The sequence below is a fragment of the Nannocystis sp. RBIL2 genome, assembly GCF_026626745.1.
GTDB lineage: Bacteria > Myxococcota_A > Polyangia > Nannocystales > Nannocystaceae > Nannocystis.
In genome coordinates this window covers 2,746,508-2,768,280 of record NZ_JAPNJW010000001.1, presented here as the reverse complement: position 1 = coordinate 2,768,280, position 21,773 = coordinate 2,746,508, and the positions used below count along the sequence as shown (strand labels likewise).

General features: G+C 70.7%; 16 protein-coding genes. 8 read left to right on the top strand and 8 right to left on the bottom strand.

Features of this window, described 5'->3' with window-relative positions; all coding sequences use genetic code 11:
• Positions 1-292 precede the first annotated feature (292 nt).
• Entirely contained in the window at positions 293-919 is a 627-nt protein-coding gene (locus OV090_RS10715) for a reverse transcriptase domain-containing protein (protein WP_267703489.1), read from the top strand.
• A 58-nt stretch (positions 920-977) separates the two neighbouring features.
• Here the strand turns inward: OV090_RS10715 and OV090_RS10710 are convergent, their stop codons facing one another.
• Positions 978-2,342 (bottom strand): hypothetical protein, encoded by a 1,365-nt coding sequence (locus OV090_RS10710; RefSeq protein ID WP_267703488.1) that lies wholly within the window; start codon positions 2,340-2,342, stop codon positions 978-980.
• A gap of 377 nt (positions 2,343-2,719) precedes the next feature.
• Between OV090_RS10710 and OV090_RS10705 the strand changes: the two genes are divergently transcribed.
• The gene (locus tag OV090_RS10705; RefSeq protein ID WP_267703487.1) at positions 2,720-3,934 is read left to right on the top strand and encodes a cytochrome P450; all 1,215 of its coding nucleotides are present in this window, start codon (positions 2,720-2,722) and stop codon (positions 3,932-3,934) included.
• A gap of 119 nt (positions 3,935-4,053) precedes the next feature.
• Here OV090_RS10705 and OV090_RS10700 read toward each other — a convergent pair whose 3' ends face one another.
• A complete protein-coding gene (locus OV090_RS10700; RefSeq protein WP_267703486.1) occupies positions 4,054-4,719 on the bottom strand; it encodes a tetratricopeptide repeat protein in 666 nt (221 codons plus the stop codon).
• A 4-nt stretch (positions 4,720-4,723) separates the two neighbouring features.
• Positions 4,724-7,138: a 5'-nucleotidase C-terminal domain-containing protein gene (locus OV090_RS10695; RefSeq protein WP_267703485.1), complete on the bottom strand. Its 2,415-nt coding sequence runs from the start codon at positions 7,136-7,138 to the stop codon at positions 4,724-4,726.
• A 1-nt stretch (position 7,139) separates the two neighbouring features.
• Between OV090_RS10695 and OV090_RS10690 the strand changes: the two genes are divergently transcribed.
• Positions 7,140-7,484, top strand: a complete 345-nt coding sequence (locus OV090_RS10690) for a hypothetical protein (RefSeq protein ID WP_267703484.1) — start codon at positions 7,140-7,142, stop codon at positions 7,482-7,484.
• A gap of 389 nt (positions 7,485-7,873) precedes the next feature.
• Positions 7,874-9,562, top strand: coding sequence for a hypothetical protein (locus tag OV090_RS10685; RefSeq protein WP_267703483.1), 1,689 nt, complete (start codon positions 7,874-7,876; stop codon positions 9,560-9,562).
• Positions 9,563-9,578: 16 nt separating this feature from the next.
• On the opposite strand, the gene OV090_RS10680 is transcribed toward OV090_RS10685, so the two are convergent.
• Positions 9,579-10,559, bottom strand: coding sequence for a formylglycine-generating enzyme family protein (locus tag OV090_RS10680; RefSeq protein ID WP_267703482.1), 981 nt, complete (start codon positions 10,557-10,559; stop codon positions 9,579-9,581).
• A complete protein-coding gene (locus OV090_RS10675; protein ID WP_276604431.1) occupies positions 10,556-12,301 on the bottom strand; it encodes a sulfatase-like hydrolase/transferase in 1,746 nt (581 codons plus the stop codon). The genes OV090_RS10680 and OV090_RS10675 overlap by 4 nt, the downstream gene beginning before the upstream one ends.
• A 440-nt stretch (positions 12,302-12,741) precedes the next feature.
• Here OV090_RS10675 and OV090_RS10670 point away from each other — a divergent pair, with 440 nt between their 5' ends.
• The 4 genes from OV090_RS10670 to OV090_RS10655 all read left to right on the top strand — a co-directional run bounded on the left by OV090_RS10670 (position 12,742) and on the right by OV090_RS10655 (position 17,169).
• The gene (locus OV090_RS10670) at positions 12,742-14,445 is read left to right on the top strand and encodes a thiamine pyrophosphate-binding protein (RefSeq protein ID WP_267703481.1); all 1,704 of its coding nucleotides are present in this window, start codon (positions 12,742-12,744) and stop codon (positions 14,443-14,445) included.
• Positions 14,442-15,167, top strand: a complete 726-nt coding sequence (locus OV090_RS10665; protein WP_267703480.1) for a nitroreductase family protein — start codon at positions 14,442-14,444, stop codon at positions 15,165-15,167. Before OV090_RS10670 ends, OV090_RS10665 begins: the two co-directional genes overlap by 4 nt.
• Before the next feature lie 61 nt (positions 15,168-15,228).
• Positions 15,229-15,864, top strand: coding sequence for a DUF3592 domain-containing protein (locus OV090_RS10660; protein WP_267703479.1), 636 nt, complete (start codon positions 15,229-15,231; stop codon positions 15,862-15,864).
• Between the two features lie 282 nt (positions 15,865-16,146).
• Positions 16,147-17,169 carry a ferritin-like domain-containing protein gene (locus OV090_RS10655; protein ID WP_267703478.1) on the top strand — a complete coding sequence of 341 codons (1,023 nt, stop codon included), beginning with the start codon at positions 16,147-16,149 and terminating at the stop codon, positions 17,167-17,169.
• Between the two features lie 48 nt (positions 17,170-17,217).
• Here the strand turns inward: OV090_RS10655 and OV090_RS10650 are convergent, their stop codons facing one another.
• From OV090_RS10650 to OV090_RS10640, 3 genes are all read right to left on the bottom strand, one after another.
• Positions 17,218-17,952: an NAD(P)H-binding protein gene (locus tag OV090_RS10650; protein WP_267703477.1), complete on the bottom strand. Its 735-nt coding sequence runs from the start codon at positions 17,950-17,952 to the stop codon at positions 17,218-17,220.
• A 94-nt stretch (positions 17,953-18,046) separates the two neighbouring features.
• Entirely contained in the window at positions 18,047-19,300 is a 1,254-nt protein-coding gene (locus tag OV090_RS10645) for a hypothetical protein (protein WP_267703476.1), read from the bottom strand.
• A 175-nt stretch (positions 19,301-19,475) separates the two neighbouring features.
• Positions 19,476-20,867 carry an aminotransferase class V-fold PLP-dependent enzyme gene (locus OV090_RS10640; protein ID WP_267703475.1) on the bottom strand — a complete coding sequence of 464 codons (1,392 nt, stop codon included), beginning with the start codon at positions 20,865-20,867 and terminating at the stop codon, positions 19,476-19,478.
• Positions 20,868-21,773: the final 906 nt, after the last annotated feature.

Genomic DNA, 21,773 nt, shown 5'->3' with positions numbered 1-21,773 from the left:
AACGAGGCCGGCCCGCCGGCGGAGGAGGCGATGGAGGGAAGGAGCCCGGCCAAGGGGAACACGGGAGGGCAAAACGCGCCCCGGACACAGCGCCGGACCAGCGAGCACCGTATCGCGGACAAGAGGATCGTGCGGCTCATCCAGAAATGGTTGGCCGCGGGAGTCCTCGAAGAAGGGAAGTGGTCGTCCACGTCAGGTGGGACGCCGCAAGGGGCGACGATCTCGCCGCTCCTGGCGAACGTGTACCTGCACTACGTGGCTCGACCTGTGGGTACAGCAATGGCGAGGACGCGTGGCGTGGGGCGAGGTCATCGTCGTGCGCTACGCCGACGACTTCGTGCTGGGATTCCAGCACGAGGCCGATGCGGTCCGGTTCCGGACCGACCTCGAGCAGCGTCTCGGTCGCTTCGGACTCGAGGTCCACCCCGAGAAGACCCGGTTGTTTCGTTTCGGTAGACATGCCGCGGCGAACCACCGCGAACGCGGGGAGGGGAAGCCGCAGACCTTCGACTTCCTCGGCTTCACGCACATTTGCGGGAAGTCGAGGGCGGGGAAGTTCCTGCTGCTCCGACGCACCTCGAAGAAGCGGATGCGAGCGAAGCTCAAATCGATACGCGAAGTCCTCCACAAACGGCGTCACGTGCCCGTGCCCGTTCAGGGGCGATGGCTCAAGGGCGTCGTCGGTGGTTATTTCGCGTATCATGCCGTGCCCTCGAACATCAAACGCCTCGGCGACTTCCGCACCCAGGTAATCCGCTCCTGGCACTTCGCCTTGCGGCGTCGGAGCCAACGAACCCGGACGACCTGGGAACGCATGAACCGGCTGGCGAACCGATGGATCCCTCCAGCGCGAATCCTTCACCCATATCCCTGGGACCGCTTCGACGATCGAACCCGAGGCAGGAGCCGAGTGCGGTAGTTCCGCTCGCTCGGATCTGTGCGGGGGGCGGCCCGAGCTGAAGGGCGAAGGGCCGTCCCTACCGCGATCGATCCACGGGACGCGAGCGCTGTCGCGGTCGCAACAATAGCGGCAACGCCCACGCCATGAGCCAGGGCCCGCCGCCGCGTTCATTGCACGCACAGCCGGAGTCGAGCGAGGCGCTCGCCGACGATTCGTGTCCCGCGCTCGAGCTGGCGGTATCCGCACCGCCACCGTCCGGGATGGGGCTCGCGCCGGTCGTCATTTCGGGCGCGGGCTCGGGCGCGGGCGCGGGCTGGGGTTCAGGCTCGGGCTTCGGCGCCGGCCCGCCCGTCCCCGTCTCCGCCGGTCCCCAGGACGCGCCCGTCGACAGCCCGTCGCCCGAGGTGGTGCCATTGTCGGGCGGCGCGCCCGTGGTCATCTCGCCAGTGGTCGATTCGTCCTCAGCCGGAATCGGCGCACCATCCGGCCAGGTCCAGCACTCGTCCGGGTCCCACATGTCGTCCTCGCCCCCGAGCTCGCACGTGTACGGCACCTCGGCGCACGCGGCAGCCGTCGCCGTCGCGATGTCGATCGAGTACCAGCCGACCTGCGCATCGACGCCGTAGCAGCGCTCGTCGCCGAACCGCGTCTCTCCGGTCGCCAGGTTGCGCACCCTGACCGCCGCGCAGAACGGATCGGAGTGCCAGTGCTCGAGCGGTCCGTCGAGGCCGCCGTCGAGCAGGCCGCCGTCCCAGAGCAGCTGGCGCGCCAGCAAGCCCGCGGTCGCCGGCCCGACCGGCACCTCCTGCGACACCTGTACTTTCAGCAGGTTCGTGCCGCTGGCCGGCGTACAGAAGCCCTCCGACCACCCGGGACCCAGCTCCTCGAAACAATCTCCCCACTGAGTTTGCGGGTACGCGCCGTCGCAGCAGACCATCGACCCGAGGTAGTAAAAGTCGCGGGCCTCGATCGTCTCCGTCGCCTGCTGCGGCGGCAGTACGGCCGGCAGCGGCTCCGAGGGCCCGAGGTCGGCGTGGAATTCGAAATCGAGCGGGATATCAGGGATGTCGGGGCAATCGTCGAGGGGCGGGTTATGCACCATCCCGTGGACCTGATACGTCGCGCCCGGCTCCAGCCACTGTGCCGGCCGCCACACCATCACCCCACGAATCGGCGTCGACTCGAGCGCGCCCGCGACCGGCTCGCCGTTCTTCGTCACCTCGAGCGCGACGGACCCCAGCGGCTCGACCCATTCGTCGTGCAGCTCGCCCTGGAGCACCAGCACCCCGTCGATCGGGATCGCCGCGGCGTTGCGCGGCGTCATCGACAGCCACGCGTCCCAGCTACAGGAGTACCAGCAGTCCTTGGCGACCGCCTCGACGGGCATCAGCGCTGCACCCGTCACCGGAATCGCCATCCACAGCCGCCGCGCCGCGCTCATCGTCGTGAAACCATAGCGCCGCCGCGCCCGCCGGCCCGTGGCCGGGGCTACAGCCCCCGCCGACCCATCATCGCGCCAGCGGCGTCAGAGCGTCCGGAAGCGGCCCCAGGTCTCTGATGCCCTGCGGGTGCGGCGAATCGCCCCCGTCGCAACGGAGTAAATCCTGTTTATCAGGAGCGACGCGACGGGCGTCGCCGTCCCCTCGCCACGATCGGACCCTGTCGCCCGCCCGCCCGGCGGGCACGGGTGAGCGGTGCCGTGGCCCCGGAGGATGCGCTTCGTACGTGCCGGGGGAGGGGCGGGGCGCTACGATTCGAGCGTGTCAGAGCCCGAGCCCGCCGTGTCAGGCTGAGCTCGGCCCGCCGCGAGAGCCCTGCATGACGTTCAAGATCGATTTCGCCGACCCGCAGGTCCGCCAGGACCCTTATCCGCTGTACGCCCGACTGCGCCGGGAGGCGCCCGTCGCCTCGATTCGTCTGCCGTTCTTCGGGCGGGTCTGGCTGCTGTCGCGCTACGACGACGTGTACAGCGCGCTGCGAGATCCGCGCCTCGTGAGCGACCCGCGGAACGCCGGCGCGAATCGATGGAGTCCCGATCAGTGGTGGCTCCCGCCGGTGGTCCGCACGCTCAACACGTCGATGATCTCGCAGGACGAGCCCGGGCACCGCAGGCTCCGCGCGCTCGTCCAGGGGGTGTTCACCCCGCGGCGGATCGAGGCGCTGTCGGGCGCGATCGAGCGGTTGACGGAGACGTTGCTGGATCGGGCCGCGGAGCGCGGCTCCGTCGATCTGATCGCCGACTTCGCGCTCCCGCTGCCGTTGACGATCATCTCCGAGATGATCGGGGTCCCGGAGGCAGAGCGCATGAAGTTGCGCCGCTGGATGAACGCGATGGTCGAGAACAGCGGCACGAGCCTGCTCAACCTCGTGCGTCAGATGCCGAGCCTCCTCCTCCTCGCCCGCTGTCTCCGCCGCCTGATCCGGCTGCGCCAGGCCGAGCCGGCCGATGATCTGGCGACGGCCCTGATCCAGGCCCGCGACCGCGACGACAAGCTGAGCGAGGACGAGCTGGTGGCGATGCTGTTCTTGCTGGTTTTGGCGGGGCACGAGACGACCGTCAACCTGATCGGCAACGGCACCCTCGCGTTGCTGCAGCACCCCGACCAGCTCGAGCTGTTGCGCGCGCGCCCGGAGCTGATCACGAGCGCGGTGGAGGAGCTGCTCCGCTTCTCGAACCCGGTCGAACAGCCCCCGCCGCGCTTCGCCCGCGAGGACGTGACGATCCGGGGCGTTACGATCCCGCGCGGCGAGGCGGTGATGCCCCTGCTCGCCGCGGCCAATCGCGACGAGGCGGCGTTCGAGCGCGCCGACGGGCTCGACATCACCCGCGAGCCCAATCGTCACGTCGCGTTCGGCCTCGGCCTCCACTATTGCCTCGGCGCCCCGCTGGCCCGTCTCGAGGGACGGATCGCGATCCAGGCGCTGGTCCGGCGCTTCCCACGGCTGCGTCTCGCCGTCGACCCTGCCCGGCTGCGGTGGCGCAGCTCGATCAACCTGCACGGCCTGCGCGCGTTGCCGCTGCACCTCACGTGAACCGCAGGCCGATGGCAAAGTGGCCTTTTGAACATGTCGAAGAGGACATGTCTAAAGGCGCCGATGGCGGACGCCGAGCGTCTGCGGCGCCCGTGGCATCGACCTCGGGCGGCGCGCGCTCAGCGGTGATGGTGTTGGAGCGCGTGACCGGCGGCGGCCATGTAACGGCGTGACTCGGACTCGTCGACCTTCAGACCGAGCTCCCCGTGCAGGTACGCGAGCGCGAGCGCCTGCAAGGCTTCGGGGTGCTCCATGGCGGCGGCGCGCTGATACAGCGCGACCGCGCGGGCGTCGTCGCGGGGCAGGCCGGCGCCGGTGCGGGCGGCGCCCGCGAGCAGGAACATCGCGTCGGCCGAGCCGGCGTCGACCGCCAGCTCGAACCACCGCACGGCCTCGACCGGGTCCGCCGGCACGCCCTTGCCGCTCTGGCTCATCCGCCCGAGCTCGTAGGCTGCGCTGCCCGGACGCGCCGCCTCGGCTCGCAAGAACCAGGCCCGGGCCTGGCCGACGTCGGCGGGCACCTGGGCCGAGCCGCGAAGGTATCGTTGCCCGAGGGCCACCTGCGCGTCGACATCGCCGGACTCGGCCGCGGCCGTGAGGGCGGCGAGCGGAGGTTCGTGCGCGTCGTGGGCCGCGTGCGCGTCGTGGGACGCGCGCGGGGCGTGCGGAGCGTGCTCGACCGGCGCGACGGCCTCGCGCGGGCCGGGCACCGGAGGCTCCTCGCGCGCGCACCGGCACAGGGCCAGCGCGGCCACGAGGACGACAGGGATCGGCGTCGGTCGCATGGGTTCACTGCGAGAGATCGATCGCGTAGAGCGACAGCATCTTGTTGCTGCCGTCGTCCTGCTGGACCAGCGAGATGTTGTCGAGGCCGGCCTCCTGCGCCTTGGGCAGGGCGTTCTGCGCCGAGGAGAAGACCACGGGGCCCATCGTCGCGACCTTGGTGAAGCGCCAGCTCTGGGCGGAGCCGTGGTCCTGGCGGGTGAGCGTGACGATCTTCTTGATGTAGGCGATCAGGACCTCGCGGTTGGTGTCGGGCGAGGCGTAGATCGTCTTGCTGCCGTCGAGCCCGGGGAACTGCCCGCCGCCGCCGGCGCGGTAGTTGTTGGTGGCGACGATGAACTCGGCGGCGGGGTCGATGGGGGCGCCGTCGAACGTGAGGTTCTTGATCCGGCCGCTCGCCTTCTCGCCCATCGGCGGCAGGGGCTGGGTGACGTCGATCTCGTAGCTGACCCGCGGATCGGTGATCATGTCGAAGTTGTAGCCCGGCATCGCCAGGTTAATCAGCGGCTGCGGCGTCGCCACCATCGGGTCGATGTGGTTGAAGCGCGTCGCCGCCTTCTCGAGCCAGTCGTGGAGCTCCGCGCCGGTCACCTTCACCGCCTGGAGCGTGTTGGCGTAGAGGTAGAGGTCGGCCGCGTTGTTGATGGCGATGTTGCCCGCGGGGACGTCGGTGAAGTCGTTGCCGCCGGCGAAGCCGGTCTTGAACGGCGCGCTGACCGACAGCACCGGCAGCGTCGCGTACTCCGGCAGGTTGGCCTGGATGTACGCGGAGACGTGGTCCGCCTGCGCCTGGTTGACGATCTGGATCGCGCCGACGTCGCCGAGGTCGGCGAACAGCGTCGTCATCCCGAAGTCGGTGGTGCCGATCGGCGTCTGGACGTAGGCGACCGTGCCCTGGTGCTCGGCGTCCACGAGCGGCGCGATCGAGGGCTCGGCGTCGACGCGGATCTTGGTGCCGTCAGGCTGGCCCTCGCACATGCCGGCGAAGGCGCACGGCTCGCCGGTGCGCCAGCGCTGGTCGGCGTCGCAGGCCACGGGCAGGCCGCCCACGCAGGTGGTGGCGATCGGGCGCGCCTCGACGATCGTCTGGCCGGCGTCGATCGTCCAGCGACCCTCGGTGTAGACGAGTCCGGTCTTGATCACGCCGAGGTGCTGCCCCCAGAAGTTCGCCATGACCGCGGGCACGCCCGCCACCGTGCCGACATCCTTGTCCACCATCGGCAGGTCGAACTGCGGCGCAGTGCTGGCCGGGTTGGGGAAGATCTGGTGCGAGTGGCCCATCAGCATCGCGTCGATGCCGGGGATCTGGGCCAGGTACCAGGCCTGATTCTCGAGCGCGGGCGTGTAGGGCGAGTCGTCGAGGCCGCCGTGGATGATCGCCACCACGATCTCGGCGCCCTCGGCCCGCAGGGCGTCGACGAGCGGCGGCACGGTCTCTTGCACGCCCTGGGTGTAGGCCTTGCCCTCGAGCCACTTCTTGTCCCAGTTGAGGATCGGCGGCGGGGTGATGTCGACGAAGCCGATCGTGACGGTCGAGGTGATCGGGGCGTCGTCGGGCCCGACGGCGGTGATCGTCCGCGACAGCAGGACGGTCGGCGGGAACAGGGTGGCGTCGGTCTTGGCGCTGAAGACGTTGCTCGACAGCTGCGGGAAGGTCGGCCCGGCGCACTCGTCGGAGCCGGCGAGGTCGAGGTCGGGGACGTCGAACGGCGTGTGCGTCACCTGCGACAGGAAGGGCAGGCCGAAGTTGAACTCGTGGTTGCCGATCCCGCCGACGTCGAACTCGAGGTGGTTCATCACCTTGTACATCGCCAGGGTGTCGGCGCAGGCGAGCGGCTCGACGAGCGCCTGGTAGTCGGCGAGCACCGTGCCCTGGATGGTGTCGCCGTTGTCGACGAGGACGGTGTTGCCGAACTCCTGGCGCGCCTGCTGGATCAGGGTCGCAGTGCGATCGAGGCCGTACGAGGGGTCCTCGGTCAGCTTGTAGTAGTCGAAGCCGAGGATCGTGGTGTGGAGATCGGTGGTCTCCAGCAGCGCGAGCACGGCCCGCGAACCCTCCGGGGTCACGGGCTCGCCGGTGGTGTCCGTGGTGTCGGTGGTGAGGCCCTCGGTGGTGGTGCCGGTGGTGGTGCCCTCGGTGGTGCTGGTGGTGAGCTCGGTGGTGCCGGTGGTGGTGAGCTCGGTGGTGCCCTCGGTGGTGCCGGTGGTCGGGGCCTCGGTGGTGCCGGTGGAGGTGGGCTCGACGGTGGTGGTGCCCGGCGCGGATGTCGAGGTCGTGGTCCCCGTGGGGGCGTCGGTGTCGGTGCCGGCGGATTCGGTCGTGGACGAGCCGGAGTCGCCGCAGGCGGCGAGCGTCACGGCGAGCGGGGCGAGCAGGGCGACTGTGGTGATCGCGGAGAGACGGAGCGGGAAATGATGCATCGTGATAATTCCTCTCACCGCGATCGGCGCGGCGCCGCGGCGCGGGCATACTGCCTGCGATAATTTTACGCTGTCAAGCGGAGACGCCTTCGAGCGCAATATCGACAGTCGAATCACGGGACAGTCACCGCATCCGCGCATCGTGGCCGCAATATCACTCACATGGCGGGCGCAACAGGCGCGCCGCGATGCCGTCATCGGCGATCACCGTGGGATGACAGGCGAGTTCGCGCCCGACGCCTCGGCCACGCGCGCGCTCGAGTTCGGCGATAGCGCTCACGCTCGGCTCGGCCCGAGCTGTCTGCTCCGCGTCGAAACTTCGATAGAGAGCGTCACGAGCGGATGAAGTAAGCGCTCGAGCACTTCGCCGTGCGACCCTCGGCAGGTGCGTCATCGAGGAATGGCGGGAGGCTGTGCGGTCGGAGATCGGCGTCTGCCGCTCCACATGATTCCAGCGAGCGGGTCAATTTCAGCTGGACAGCGCCTGATGACCCTCACGAACCTGGTCGTCTCGGGCGTGCTGGCGGGCGCGCCGTGGGACGAGTCGGCGTCTGTCGTGGCCGCCGAGGCGCAGTCGGCCGCGCGGCCGGACGGGCGCTTCATGGGCGCTCGGACAGGGGCGGGTTGCGTGGTACTCTGTCCTTCAGCATGAGCTCGAATTCCAGGCCTGGTCGCGTGCATCGTCCCGGAACGACGTCGAGGACCTCCGTATTGGCGCTGCTCCCTGCATTGCTCATGGCTTGTTCCGGAGCTCCGGGAGAACCGACCGCGACCGACTCCGGCGCCACGACGACGACGTCGACGACCGCGGGCGGCGAGTCGCAGGGCACCACGACGAGCGTCGATCCGACGATGGACGCCCCGACGACGACGACGAGTGGCGCCACGACGACGGCCGGCACGACGCTCGACACCACGAGCACGACCGAAGGCCTTGGCGAGTGCGCGCCGGGTGATTCGCGGAGCTGCTACAGCGGCCCGGACGGCACCGAGGGCGTCGGCGCTTGTCAGGGCGGCGAGCAGGAGTGCGGCCCCGACGAGACCTGGGGCCCGTGCGTCGGCGAGGTCGTGCCGGCGCCGGAGACCTGCGACGAACCGGGCGACGAGGACTGCGACGGCGAGGACCCGTGCCTGGGCGACGGCGCGTTCGCGTGGGGCCTGACGTTCGGCCAGGGCGGCGACGACCAGGGCCGACGTGTCGCCTTCGACGGCGCCGGCAACGTCGTGGTCGCCGCGTGGGGCAACGGCCCCATCGACTTCGGCGGCGGCGTGTTGGAAAACGGCGGCCGCGACGTGTTCCTCGCCAAGTTCTCGCCCACCGGCGACCTGCTGTGGAACAAGCGCTTCGGCGACGCGGACGACCAGGGCGGGCCGGAGTACGGGTTCGCGGTCACGCCCGCGGGGGACGTCGTGCTCGCCGGGCACTTCCACGGCGCGATCGACTTCGGCGGGGGTCCGCTGGTGAACCCGTCGCCGGTGGCCGACATCTTCCTCGTCAAGCTGGACGGCGACGGCGAGCACGTGTGGAGCAAGTCGTTCAACGCTGGCGAGCACACGGCGGTGCAGGACCTGGCCATCGCCGATAACGGCGACATCCTGCTGACCGGCGGCTTCTACGGCTTTTTGGACCTCGACGACGTGGGCCTGAGCGGCAATGGTGACGCCGACATCTACGTCGCCCGGTTCACGGCCGCGGGCGCGCACGTGTGGAGCCGGGGGATCGGCGACTCGGTGGCGCAGCACGGCCTCGGCATCGCCGTCGACGCGGCCGGCAACTCGTACGTGACGGGCCTGTTCCGGGGCACGATCGACCCCGGCGGCGGTCCGTTGATCTCCGTCGGCTCCGAGGACATCTTTCTGTTCAAGCTCGACCCCGCGGGCGCCACTGTCTGGGCCAAGCGCTTCGGCGACGTGGGTGGCCAGGGCGCCAACGCAGTGGCCGTCGACAGCAAGGGGCGCGTCTCGATCACGGGGGCGGTGAACGGCGGCGTCGACTTCGGCGGCGGCCTGTTCAAAGAGCCGGCCGTCTTCAGCTACCTGGCCCAGTTCGACACCGACGGCGCGCACCTGTGGAGCCGGAAGCTCTGCGTCCTCGGCTACTCACTCGGCCAGGACGTCGTCGTCGACGGCCTCGACAACGTCCTCGTCACCGGCGAATACGCGGACCAGTGCGAGCTCGGCGGCGCGCCGCTGGTGGCGATCGACTTGGGCGACGTGTTCGTCGGCAAGTTCAGCCCGAAGGGCGAGCACGGCTGGAGCAGGGGCCTCGGAGGCGCCGACAACCAATTCGGCGCCGCCATCGCCGGATCCGCCACGGGCACCGTCGCAGTCACCGGCGACTTCCTCGGCGCGATCGACCTCGGCGGCGGCGCCAAGGCCTCCAAGGGCGGCCGGGACGGCTTCGTCGTCGTGATCGATCCGTGAGCCACGGGTCTGTGATTCACTGCCCCGCTGCGTCGCGCGCGATGCGGAAGCCAAGGTGGTTGGTGGCGCTGTCGGTGGCGCCCTTGCCACGGGCATCGGGGGTGTAGCGGCCGCAGTACTGGTCGGTGCAGAGGTAGGAGCCGCCTCGCTGGACGCGCTTGGCGACGCCGGGTTCGGCCGGATCGAAGCTGTCCGGAGGGCCAGGTGGGTCGACGGCTCGCGGGGGGCGGCTCGCGTAAATATCGGGGCGGTACCAGTCCGCGGTCCACTCCCAGACGTTCCCGGACATGTCGTAAAGGCCATGTCCGTTGGCGGGGTAGCTGGCGACGCGGGCGGCCCCGGCGTGGCCGTCGGCGGCGGTGTCGTGGCCGGGGAAGCGGCCCTGGAAGGTGTTGGCGGGGTGCGCGTCGTCGACGAGCGGCGCATCGCCCCACACGTAGCGTTTGCGGTCGAGGCCGCCGCGGGCCGCATACTCCCACTCGGCCTCGGTCGGCAGGCGGGCCTTCGCCCAGCGGGCGTAGGCGACGGCGTCGGCGTGGGCGACGTGGACGACCGCGTGATTCATGCGACCTTCGAGGTCGCTGGCGGGGCCCTCGGGGTGCTGCCAGTCGGCGCCGGGGACGTAGCGCCACCACGCGTCGGCGCGCGCGAGCGAGGCGAGGCGCTCTGGCGGGCTGAAGACGACAGAGCCGGCGACGAGGCGGTCGGGCGGGACGTCTGGATAATCCTCGGCGCGCGGGGTCCGTTCGGTGAGCGTGATGTACCCGGTCGCGCGCACGAAGGCGGCGAACTGGGCGTTGGTGACCTCGGTGGCGCCGAGCCAGAAGCCCGAGACCGCGACGCGGTGGCGCGGATGGGCGTCGGTGAACCGCGGATCGTCGGAGCCCATCCAGAACTCGCCGGCGGGGATCCACACCAGCTCGGGAGACGCGGATTCACAGGCTGCCAGGCACGCGGCGAGCAGCGAACCGCAGGTGGCGAGGCGGGTGCGGGTCATTGCGTGAACTCGATCTGCTTGCGCGCCGGGAACTTCTTCAACACCTCGCGGTAGCGCAGCAGCTCTGCCTCGAGCGCGAGGGCGACCGGCGCGTGGCGGATCGCGATCGAGTCGTCCTCCTGCGGGTTGGTGTAAAGGTTGAACATCATCGCGCCGGCGCTCGGGGCGATCGCGCCGGTGAACCCGCCCTGTTGCCCGCGCTGCGTCACGAGCTGGGGCAGCTGGGCGATCGTGGTGAACTTGAACTCGTCGATGCGGGTGCCGACGGGGCGGTCGTTCCAGAAGTAGAGGACGCTGCGGCGGTTCGATTCGCCGTCGTCGGCGACCAGGAAGGAGGTCTGGTCGACGCCGTCGACGTAGCGGTCCTCGGGCATGAGCGCGGCCAGCTCGCCGCCGGGCCGGCCGGCGAGGGCGAGCGCGGTGTTGAAGATGTCGGCCAGGTCGAACAGGCCCTCGGACCGCCGCGCGGTGATGGTGCCGCGCCACGAGGCGAAGGTCGGCACGCGCACGCCACCCTCCCAGGTCGAGCCCTTGCCGCCGCGGAACGGAGTGCGACCGTACGGCGCGACCTCCTGCTCGGGGCCGTTGTCGGAGGTGAACAGCACGAGGGTGTTGTCGACCTGGCCGGTCTGCTCGAGCGTGCGGTAGAGGCGGCCGAACACGTCGTCCATCTCGACCATGCAGTCGCTGTAGGTGGTTCGGGCGCGCGAGCGGCCGCGGTAATGCGGGTTGGGGTAATTGTCGAAGTGGCAGCCGCGGGTGTTGTAATACAGGAAGAACGGGCGCGATTCGTCGGCCATGCGGCGCAGGAATTGCTCGCCGTAGGCGGCCCACTCCTGGTCGAGGTCCTGGATCGTCTCGAGATCGATCACCTGGACGGTCTCGAGCGCGCCGCCGCGGACCGCGTGGACGTCGGCGCGGGAGAACGGCAGGCTGCGGATGAACGCGGTGCGGGCGGGGCTCAGGGCGATCTCCGGGTTGAAGTGCGGGTCGCGCCATTCGGTGTACATGTCCGAGACGCTGAGGAAGCCGCGGAAATCGTCGAAGCCGACGTTCTGCGGCTGGGACCCCTTGTTCTCGCCCAGGTGCCATTTGCCGATCGCCTGGGTGACGTAGCCGAGCTCCGACAGCAGGCGGGCGAGGGTGACCGCGCCCTCGAGGCCGCCGGCCTGGCCGTACATCGGCGGGCGCAGGATGCCGTGATGGACCGGATATTGGCCGGTCATGATGGTGGCCCGGGTCGGCGAGCAGCTCGGCTGCGAATAGGCCGAGGTCAAGACCAGGCTCTCGGCGGCGACCCGATCGATCTGCGGCGTGGGGTTGCCGAGGCTGACGCCGCCGCCGTTGAAACCGGGGTCCATCCAGCCGACGTCGTCCATCAGGAAGATCAGGACGTTGGGCCGCTTGCCCGTGCGTCGCTGCAGCGCGGCCAGCTCGTCGCGGGCGGCCCGGACCTGCGCGGCGTGGGTGACCACGGGCTCCATGTTGGCGGCCGGGCGGCTGGTACGGGCGCTGAGGAATTGGTCGGGGTGATCGTAGCCGGGGCCGGGAGGCCGGGCGGCGGCCTCCGGCTCGGCGAGGCCTTCCGGGGCGATCGGCGGCGCGAGCTCGGGTGCCTCGGCGGGTGGCTCCTGCCCGGTCGCGGGCCTTTCCCCCGGCCGCGGCGTGCAGGCGAGGACGAGGCTCAGCGCGGCCGCCCGCCGGAGAGGAGGCGTCGAGGTATGAACATTGCGCGGGGGCATGGGACCCTCCTTGTCGTCATGGTCGAGCGGGGAAATGTGGGCACGTCGTTGGGCCCGGACGGGGCGTTGCGCAACGAGGTCGGGCACGCGCGGGCGTATCTGCGAGGGCACGTGTGTGAATGGGGCGGGCGCAAGGGTCGGTCGGTCGCTGCGGGCGGTGCTGACGCCGGTGCGACGCTACGGGCCGAATAGCGCCCGGGGCCGTGTCGGCCCGAGGACGAGCAATTGGCGTGATTGCGCAATTTCGGCGTGACGTCGCGCAACCACGAATTCGTCTCGCGCCCGTGATCGCCGGGACGGTCAGCCGCGCTATCGAAGCGCTCCGCTCGGCTCACGGCACCGAGCGGGCACGAGCCTCGCCTGCGCTGGGGCGCGAGCGAGAGCCGCTGGGGCCCGTCCCCGCTGCCGATAGGTCGACTGACATGACTACGATATCCTCCTTGGCCACGTCACTGCCCCGCGTCGCACCGACGCACGATCTTCCCCTGCTCGATCTGCCTGCGCTCGACCTGGCGACGCCCGTGACGGTCGCCCGCGCATTCGTGCGGGAGCTCGAGCGGTTCGGCATCGAGCAGGTGTTCGGGATCCCCGGCGGCGCTTGCTCGCCCCTCGACGACGCGCTGCTCGATTCGCGGATCCGCATGATCACGTGCCAGCACGAGGCGCTCGCGGCCTACATGGCGATCGGGTACCACCGCGCGACGGGCCGCCCGGGCGTGGTGATCGTGACCTCCGGCCCGGGCGTGCTCAACACTGCGCCGGCGCTCGCCGCAGCGCGCCTGGACGACGACGGGCTCGTGGTGATCGCGGGCGACGTGATGCGGCAGAACGCCGATCGTGGCGCGCTGCAGGATGGAGGCGCGCGCGGGCTGCAGCTCGATGCCGCGATGGGGGCGCTCGCCGGCGAGGCGGAGACCGTGCGCCACGCCTTCCAGGCCCAGGCGCGCCTCGGCCAGGCCCTGTTCCGCGCCGCGGCCACGCCGGCGTCGCCCACCGTCCTGTCCGTGCCGGTCGACGTGCTGCGGGCCCAGGCCTCGCCGTGCGCGGTGTTCGGGGCGCCCGCTCCGGTGCCCGCCGCCGGCGAAGAGGCCCTCGAAGCGGCGGTGAGCGTCCTGTCGCGGGTGCGGCAGGGCCTCGTGTGGCTCGGCGTGGGCGCGCGCTCCCTCGGCGAGGCGCTCGTGCCCGCGCTCGAGCGGCTCGGCTGGCCGGTGATCACCGACTCCGAGGGGCGGGGCGTCATCTCCGACGAGCATCCGCTGCGGGTCGGGTGCTTCGGCGTCGGCGACGACGGGGCCGCCCATGCGTGGCTCACCCGTCACCCGCCCGGGGCCATCCTTGCGATCGGCGCGCGCTTCGACGACACGACCACCAACGGTTATGCCGCGGAGCTCCACCAGCCTCGGCTGGTCCAGATCGATCACTCCGCGCTCCGGCTCGCGCGAGGGCTGCCCGCCGCAGTAGCGATCCACGCCGATATCCCCTCGACGGTGGCCGCGATCGCAGCGCGCATGCCCGGCGCTTCGGTGTCGATTCCGCGGCGCCCGGTCGCGGTGGCCCTGCCGCTGCAGAATACGCCCTTCGATCCCCGCGCGGTGGTCGTGGCGCTGCAGCGCTGCTTCCCGGCGGACACCACCTTCACCTCCGACATCGGCAATCACTTGCTGGCGACGCTCACCCGGCTCCGCGTCCGCCGAGCGGGTCAGCTCCACATCTCGCAAGGCCTCGGCGGCATGGGCTCGGGCATCGGCATGGCCTTCGGTCTCGCCGCGGCAGGGGTCCGGCCGGTGGTGGGCATCTGCGGTGACGGTGGCGCCCTCATGGCGGGCAACGACGTGGCGACCTGCGTGAAGTACCGCCTGCCCGTCGTCCTGGCGATCTTCCACGACGGCCACCTCGGTATGGTCCATCACGGGGTCACTCGCATCTACGGCCGCTCCGATCCCTACGCGCTCCCGCCGGTCGATTTCGTCGCGTGGGCGCGAGCCCTGGGCGCCGACGCCATGCGGATCGAGAGCGAGGCCGACCTGCAGGCGGCGGCGGGCCGGGAGCTGCGTGGGCCGCTGGTGCTCGAGATCCCCATCGATCCTGCGATTCGCCTCGAGAACCCGCGCGAGAAGGTGTTCGCCTTCCCGGAGGCCACATGAGCACGCTGGCGCTGCTGCGAGAGCGACGCTCGGTCCGGCACTTCACCGCGGCGGACCCGGGCCGCGAGCGGGTCGCGGAGGTGATCGAGGACGCCGCCTGGGCGCCCTCGGGCGGCAACGAGCAGCCGTGGGAGGTGATGGCGCTGTCGCCCCGCGAGTGCGCGGGGCTGCGCGAGCGCTTCGAGCAGCGGACGTGGGCCGGGCGCGTGCCCAAGGTGCGCACGCTGCTCGAGGCCGCCGCCGGCGGGCCGCTCCCCATGGCCGAGGTGGGTCCGCGGATCCACGCGCGCATCGAGGCCGACGGCCTCGTGCGGGGCGCTCCGTGGGCGCTCGTGGTGCACACCCGGCCGCCCGCGCCGCCCGACCCCGCGGTGCTGGCGGAGGCGGGCGCGTGGACCCGCGCCGCGCTGGATTCTCGGTGGCACGCGCCGGCCTCCGTGACGGCCTTCGTCAGCGGCCCCCTCAACGCCCGCGTGCGCCGGGACAGCTGCGTGGGCTTCGTGCTGTCGCTGTGCCTCGCCGCCCACGCCCGCGGCCTCGGTACTTGCATTCAGTACGGCTACCTGGCGTTCGAGGACGAGCTCAAGGAGACGCTCGGGATCGACCCGCAGCAGTCGCTGGTCGCGGTGGTGCTGCTCGGCTGGCCCGATCCCGAGAGCCCGGTCAACGCCGCGGCGATCGAGGGCGCGCGGCGCCGGCCGGTGCCCGTCGTGTGGCGCTGACGGGCGAGGCCTCGAGCTCCCATGCCCCGGGTCCCGAGCGCAGTCGCCGTCGTGCTTCGCCATGGCGCTGGGGCTGCTCGTGCACGGCATCCTGGCGTGTGCGCCTGAGCCTGGTGAGATGCCGTCTCCGGCGCTCGCGCGCTGGAGGTCGCGCACGCACCGGCCGCGGACCGGCGAGCCGGCGATCTGCGAGAATGCGGCCGTGACCGCCGCGCATCCAGGCTCCCGCACATCCTCGTTCGGAGTGCTCCTCGGACTCCGCATCGGCGTGCTGATCGGCGGTGCGATCACCTACCTCGGCGTCGTCGAAACCGAGGCGGAGTTGCGCCTGCGCGGCGGCGGCGACATCGTCGAGGCCGACGTGGTCGACACCCGGGTGATGACGGCGCGCGGTTCCGGGACCACGTATGAAGTCCGGTACGCGTTCACGCTCCCGGGCGCGGCGGAGACGTACAGCCTCAGCGACGCGACCGGCCGCGAGGGCCTGTGGACGGCGCTGCCCCGGGGCGACTGGGACACCGCCCGCATGTCGAGGAAGGTCGCGGTGCGCTACTTGCCCGAAGATCCGTGGGTGAGCCGCCCGGTGAACTCCGGCGCCGCGCCGCTCGGTGACTCGATCGCCGGGATCGTCCTCGGTCTGTTGATATGGGTGCCCTCCCTGATCTTGTTCGTCCGGGTCCTCCGCAGCCGCTCGTGAGCGACGCACGCGGCCCGGGTTCGCTACCGCGCGGCGGCGACGCGGGCGATCGTGCGAGCGGGTGTATGATGAATGTTGATATTGAATATCATTTTAAAGGTAGTGTCGTGCGAATGGTCGTGAATGCTCGATGTCGATAGACGGGCGGTGGGCGGGCGGTGGGCGGGCGCCCGACGGTGCATTGTATTGCGTCTTTGGCTCGAACATCGCGCTTGGTCGCGGTGATCGAGCGTGATAGATCCATGGCTTCGACGCTCGATTGCCGAGCGGTGGAGACTGGGTATGCAGAATCAGGATTGGACGCCCGAAGCCCTCGCCGACCACCTTCAGAAGGCCGTGTACCTCGAGATGTGGACCATTCCGCTGTACCTGACGGCGGCCTATTCGCTGCAGGTGCCGGGGTCGGATGCGATGAATCCGCCCGGGCTGGAGTCGATGCGCAACGCGAACAACCGCAGCCCCGAGCAGCTCGCGTTCAACAACATCTACTCGATCGCCATGCAGGAGATGCTGCACCTCGAGCTGGCCTCGAACCTCTTCAACGCGCTGTTCGCCGCCAAGGGGTACTCGCCGAAGTTCACGGGCGAGTGGGCGCCGCGCTTCGACGGGTTCCCGCCGTGGATCGCGGGCACGGTGCCCGTGCAGCTCGGGCCGGTGAACGACGCCCAGATGCGGCTGCTCGCCGCGATCGAGACGCCCGAGCCGAAGAGCGACCGGCCGCCGAACGGGCCGCAGCAGGTCTACGATTCGATCGGGCAGTTCTACAAGGCCATCGAGCAGGGGATCGACGCGCTGTGGGACCGGCTCTACGACCCCGCGGCGGACCACCGGCAGAAGAGCGAGTTCGCCGACCCCGGCTATCCGGACGCCGACTACACGGGCTTCAGCGCGACGATCTCGGGTGACAGCGCGTCGGCGCGGAAGACCGCCGACCAGATGATCCAGGCGATCATCGGCCAGGGCGAGGGCAGCAGGGGCCCGTTCATCGAGCCCGACCTGCGCCCGGAAGATCTGAAGGATCTCGAGGACCGCTTCAGCCACTTCGCTCGCTTCCGCATGGTCCAGGCGATGCTGAAGTTCGGCGAGCCGCTGAAGATCTACCCGCAGACGGGCAGCGACGGACTAGCGACCGCGCAGCAGCGGCTCAACACCGGCTTCACGTCCTTGCTCGAGGCTTTGGAGCAGGGCTTCGCGGGCGACGATGGGCTGAATCTGGCGAGCATGTGGGGTCTCCCCAGGAAGATCGTCGGGGTCTGGGCCGCGGGCGGCGTGCCGGAATTCCAGTACGTGAAGAGCGGCGCGTAGCGTCGATCCGCGCGCGGCGCAGCCAATGCCCAGGCCGCTCGGCGCGGGCTACGGCTGCCCGCTCGCGATCAGCGCCATCATCTCCGGGTAGTGATACGTCGCGCTCGCCGCGGGGTGGTGCTTCGCAGCGGCGATCATCGCCTTGGCGATCTGTTCGACGGTGATCGACTTGTACTTCGCCGGGGTGACGAACGAGAACAGCGGCAGCGCCTTCTCGAGCAGCCACGGCGTGTGCTGCGAGCCGATGATCATCGCGGGACGGAACACGCTGACGATCGCCGGCCCGCTCGCGCGCACGGCTTCTTCGGACTCGCCCTTCACGCGGTTGTACCTCGACATGCCTGCGGCACCGCTGCCGCTGGCCTTCGCAGTCGGGTCCGCACCCGCGGCGCTCATGAACGCGAGATGACGGACCTTGCCCGAGTCTCGCAGCCCCCGCGCGAACGCCTCGTTCAGCGCCACGTCGACCGCGCGGTGCTCCTCGAGCGTGAGCTTCGCGGTGCCGGCACCGACGCCGAGGACGCTGAATCCCTCCACGTCGCCGTCGAGGTCTCTCGCAGCATCGAGGGTCGCCGCGGCGAGGGCCGCGGGGTTCATCTCGGGGACGAGCTTCTCCACCAGGCTGCGGCCGGCGGTGCGAGCCATCGCCACGACCTCGGGCAGCGAGCGGCGCGATAGGGTGATGACGGCGTCGAAGCCATCGTCGTGGAACAGCTCGCGGAGCAGCGCGGCTCCGACCGAGCCGGAGCCTCCGAGGACGATCGCTGTGCGTTTGCGGGTCATGGCGGCGCGATGATACGCGCAAGACGCTGTAGAACGGGGGCCCGGAATCACGCGGCGCTGCCGAATGGAGCGTTCCGCTCCAGTCGCAGCGGGATCACCCCGACGCGATGGGGCAGCGGCTGCCGTTCCGGCGACCTGCCCGGCGACGCCGACGACCCAGCGCCAGGAGGCTCATCCAGGCGAGGCTGGCGGACGCCGTGGCGTCGCACGAGCAACCACTCGCGTCCGCAGTGAGGGTCGGTCCGGTCGACGAGGCGGGCTCGGTGGTACCCGAGCCGTCGGCGGAGGTCCCCGTCGTCGCGGGAGCGCCGGGGGACGTGCTCGTCGTCGAGGTCGTCGCATTGCCTGGCGCGCCGGTCGTGCCGTCGGTGCTCGTCTCGCACGGATCGCCGACGAAGGCCGCCTCGGGGTTGCAGCCGGCGGTGGTGCCGGAGGTGGTGCCGCCGGAGCTGCCCGGCAGGACCGTGAGCAGGTTGAGCGGGTAGGCGCTGAAGGTCCGCTGCATCGGGTCGGTGACGTCGACGCGGAGCGCCACGGTGCGTCCGGAAGTCTCGGGCGGCGGCAAGAACTGCAGGCTGAAGGACTCGCCCTCGACGGGTACGTCCTCGCTGTAGAGCTTCCAGTCGAGCCCTCCGGTGCCGGTGATCGACCAGTAGACGCTCAGCGTCGAGCCCGGCAGCGCGCGCGTGCAGCCGTCGATCGCGTAGGTGTCCTCCGCGAAGGTGAAGTCCAGAGTGGTGGTCACTGCCGCCGCCGGACCTACCGCGGCCAGGTCGAGCCCGTCCACCACGTGAACCACGCCCGGACGCTGCGAGTAGATGTTGACCGCCGGCTCCCAGGTGTAGCCCTGGACGACATAGGCGCCGGCCGGGAGCGCAGTGGTGTCCCAGTCGACGCCCTTCTTCGCCTCGGCGAACGTGATCGGCCGGCGTGCATCATCGGGCGTGATCGGGAACCAGCAGTCCTGCCACACGCTGCTGGTCTCGAGGACTGCGTCGTCCTCGACCAGCATCGGGTCGACCAGCATCTTGGCCGCGGCCGCCTCGACATCCTTCCAGGTCAGCCAGATCGGCAGGAACTCTTCCCGGCTGTGATCGCGGCAGAAGGCGACGAACTGGTGGCGACGACTGTCGGCGACCTCGTCGACGGTCACGTCGACGTCTTCGTAGGGCACCCCGTAAGCCAGGTGCAGCATGACCTCTTGCTGGCGGTCCACGACCGTGAGGCAAGGGGTGGAGTCGGGCCACGCGACCGGCGTGCGCGGCTCGAGACCGTTCGCGGCCGACGCCGCCAGCGGAGCCACAACGACCCCGACGAGCGTCAGCGACGGGAGCGATCCGCGGAGCATGGGCGACACGGTACCCCGACGCGAAGGTCCGGCACAGAGGGAGCAGCGGGGACCCCAGGTGTCGATCGCGCGGTTGAAGCGCCCGGAACGCCGCCGCGATGCCGGGCGGCGCCGGTGGCGTGGCGCAAGTCGACGACGCGCGGCAGCGTGCGCCCGGGCGAGGTCGGTCGACCCGTCAAGAAGACGAGGAGGGGAGGGCGCCTGCCCGGGCCCGCGCCGCCAGTCCTGCGACGCGATCATGCAACCACGTCACCCAGCTCTCGCTCTCGGGCTTCATCAGCGCGCTGCGGAGGATCCTCGCGCTCGCTGCGTCCTTCACCACCGACGCGTGCCTCCGCTCGAGCGCCTCGCGGGTCACCCGCAACGTCGAAAGGAACACCGGATCGCTCTCGCTCATGCCGGCGTGCAGCATCGCGGCGCTGGCCGCATCGATCGCTGTCATCGTCGGGCGGTCCAGCGTCGGGAAACAGTTGACGATGTCCAGCTGCGGCGGCTGGTACAGGGTCAAGGCCTCGCTGGATGCGATCCGGCGCGCCCAGTCGCGGGCGGCCCGGAGGTTGGCGGCGAGCACGGCGCCGAGGCCGTCCGCGGTCAGCGGCAACAGACGCTGCGTCAGCCACAGCGCAGCCGCGGCGGCTCCGGCCCGCGAGCACTCGAGGCTGATCTCGCCCAGGTGAAGCTCGCCGGACGTGAAGTAGGTGTAGGGCGAGTCGTGGCGATAGAAGCGGCCGACCGCCGGATCGCGGAACAGCACGGCGCCGCATCCATAGGGCTGCAGGCCGTGCTTGTGCGGGTCGATCGCCACCGAGTCGCAATCGGCGATCGCGCGCCACGGCGCCGGGTCGAGCCCGTCGGGACCCGCTCCCGCGAGCAGAGCGTAGAAGCCGCCGTACGCCGCGTCGACGTGGATCCTCGCCCCGTACGCGTGCGCCAGCGGGACGATGGCGTCGAGCGGATCGATCGCGCCGAGGGAGGTGGTGCCGAGCGTGGCGACCACGGTCCCGACCTCGCCCCCGGCGAGCAGCTGCGAGAGCGCGTCGAGGTCCATGCGGCCCTGCGCATCGGCGGGTACGGACCGGGTGGGCACGCCCAGCAGGTGACCCATGCGCGCGTGGGTGTAGTGGCTCTCCTCGCTGAACGCGATCGCCCGGCCCGGATGGGTCTCGCGCGCGACGAACAGCGCCTCGAGGTTGGCGATCGTCCCGCTCGAGGTCAGGTGGCCCAGGTGCTCCTCGAACCCGAGCATCCGCGCCAGCGCGTCGACGGCCTCTCGCTCCATCACCGCGGTCGGCGGCCCGCCGTCGAGGGCGTGGTTGTTGGGGTTGATCAGCATGGTAGCGAGATAGCCGACCACCGCCACCGGATGCGGGGGCTTTATCATCTGCCCCGCGTAACGCGGGTGAAAGAACGGGTAATTGCCGGTGAGGCGCTCGCTCAGCTCGGCCAGGCCGCGCGCGAGCGCGTCCGGACCGATCTCGAGCGACGGGTGAGACTCATAGGCGCCCCAACCCGCCTGCCACTCGGCCACTGCATCGACGGCGCGTACCGCCCAATCCCGGAAATTCATGATGGTCGCCTCTCAAGACCTCGCGGCGAGCCGCGGCGGCGCCGACCTCGGCCTCGGGGCGAGGTCGTGGAGCGGGGCGGCGGAATCGCTCGCGCGGGACATGAACGCGGCGACGATACCGTCCGCGAGCAGGCCAGGTCGAGCCCGGCGCGAGCTTCGGCCTCGTCGCCGGGCGCGCAGGCGGTGGGCATGCGGGAGCGAGAGGGACAATGAAATGACCGCTCCGCCCCGGGTGCACGCCAGCGACGGGGGAGACGAGACACGGCGGCGTCGACGCCCCTGCGCGTGCATCTGCCGCCGGGGAGATCGTGACCTCGCGCGTGCCCAGCAACTCGCGTCATTGCTCGGCGATCCCGATGCGATGCGCCGTCATCGCCGCGGCGATGTCTCGTTCGGCGGTGCTCGATTTGCTTCGCGCCGGAGCGCGGCTCGTGTCGAACGCGAGGGAGCGTGACGACGTCGGGAAGCCTCGCCTGAAGGACAGCTGCAGCGGGGAAGCGCTCCGGGCGAGGCCATTTACATCGTGAGCATGCAGAGAAGCCGATGCATGTTTGTCCCCGCGATCGGGTGAACCCCACGTGAGTCCTTCTCGCAGGTCGACATCGAGGCGATACACCTGCACGTGTCGGCGAGTCCGGGTGAATGGCTCACCGAACGCCGCGCGCCTCGCCTCACGGCGGACGCTCCGCGTCGATCGGCGAGATCCCTCCAGGCGCTCTGCCGCATGCGTTTCGTGGACAAGGACCCTCGGGCGGGCTCGACACCTCTGGCTCTCACATCCACTCGAGGTCTCTTGCGAGCATGCGACGACTCCCCATCGCAATCGTGGCTGGCCACGTGGGATTGACATGTGCCGGTAGCTGCGCCGGCGCATCGTCCGACGCGCCTTCCGACACCTCCACCTCC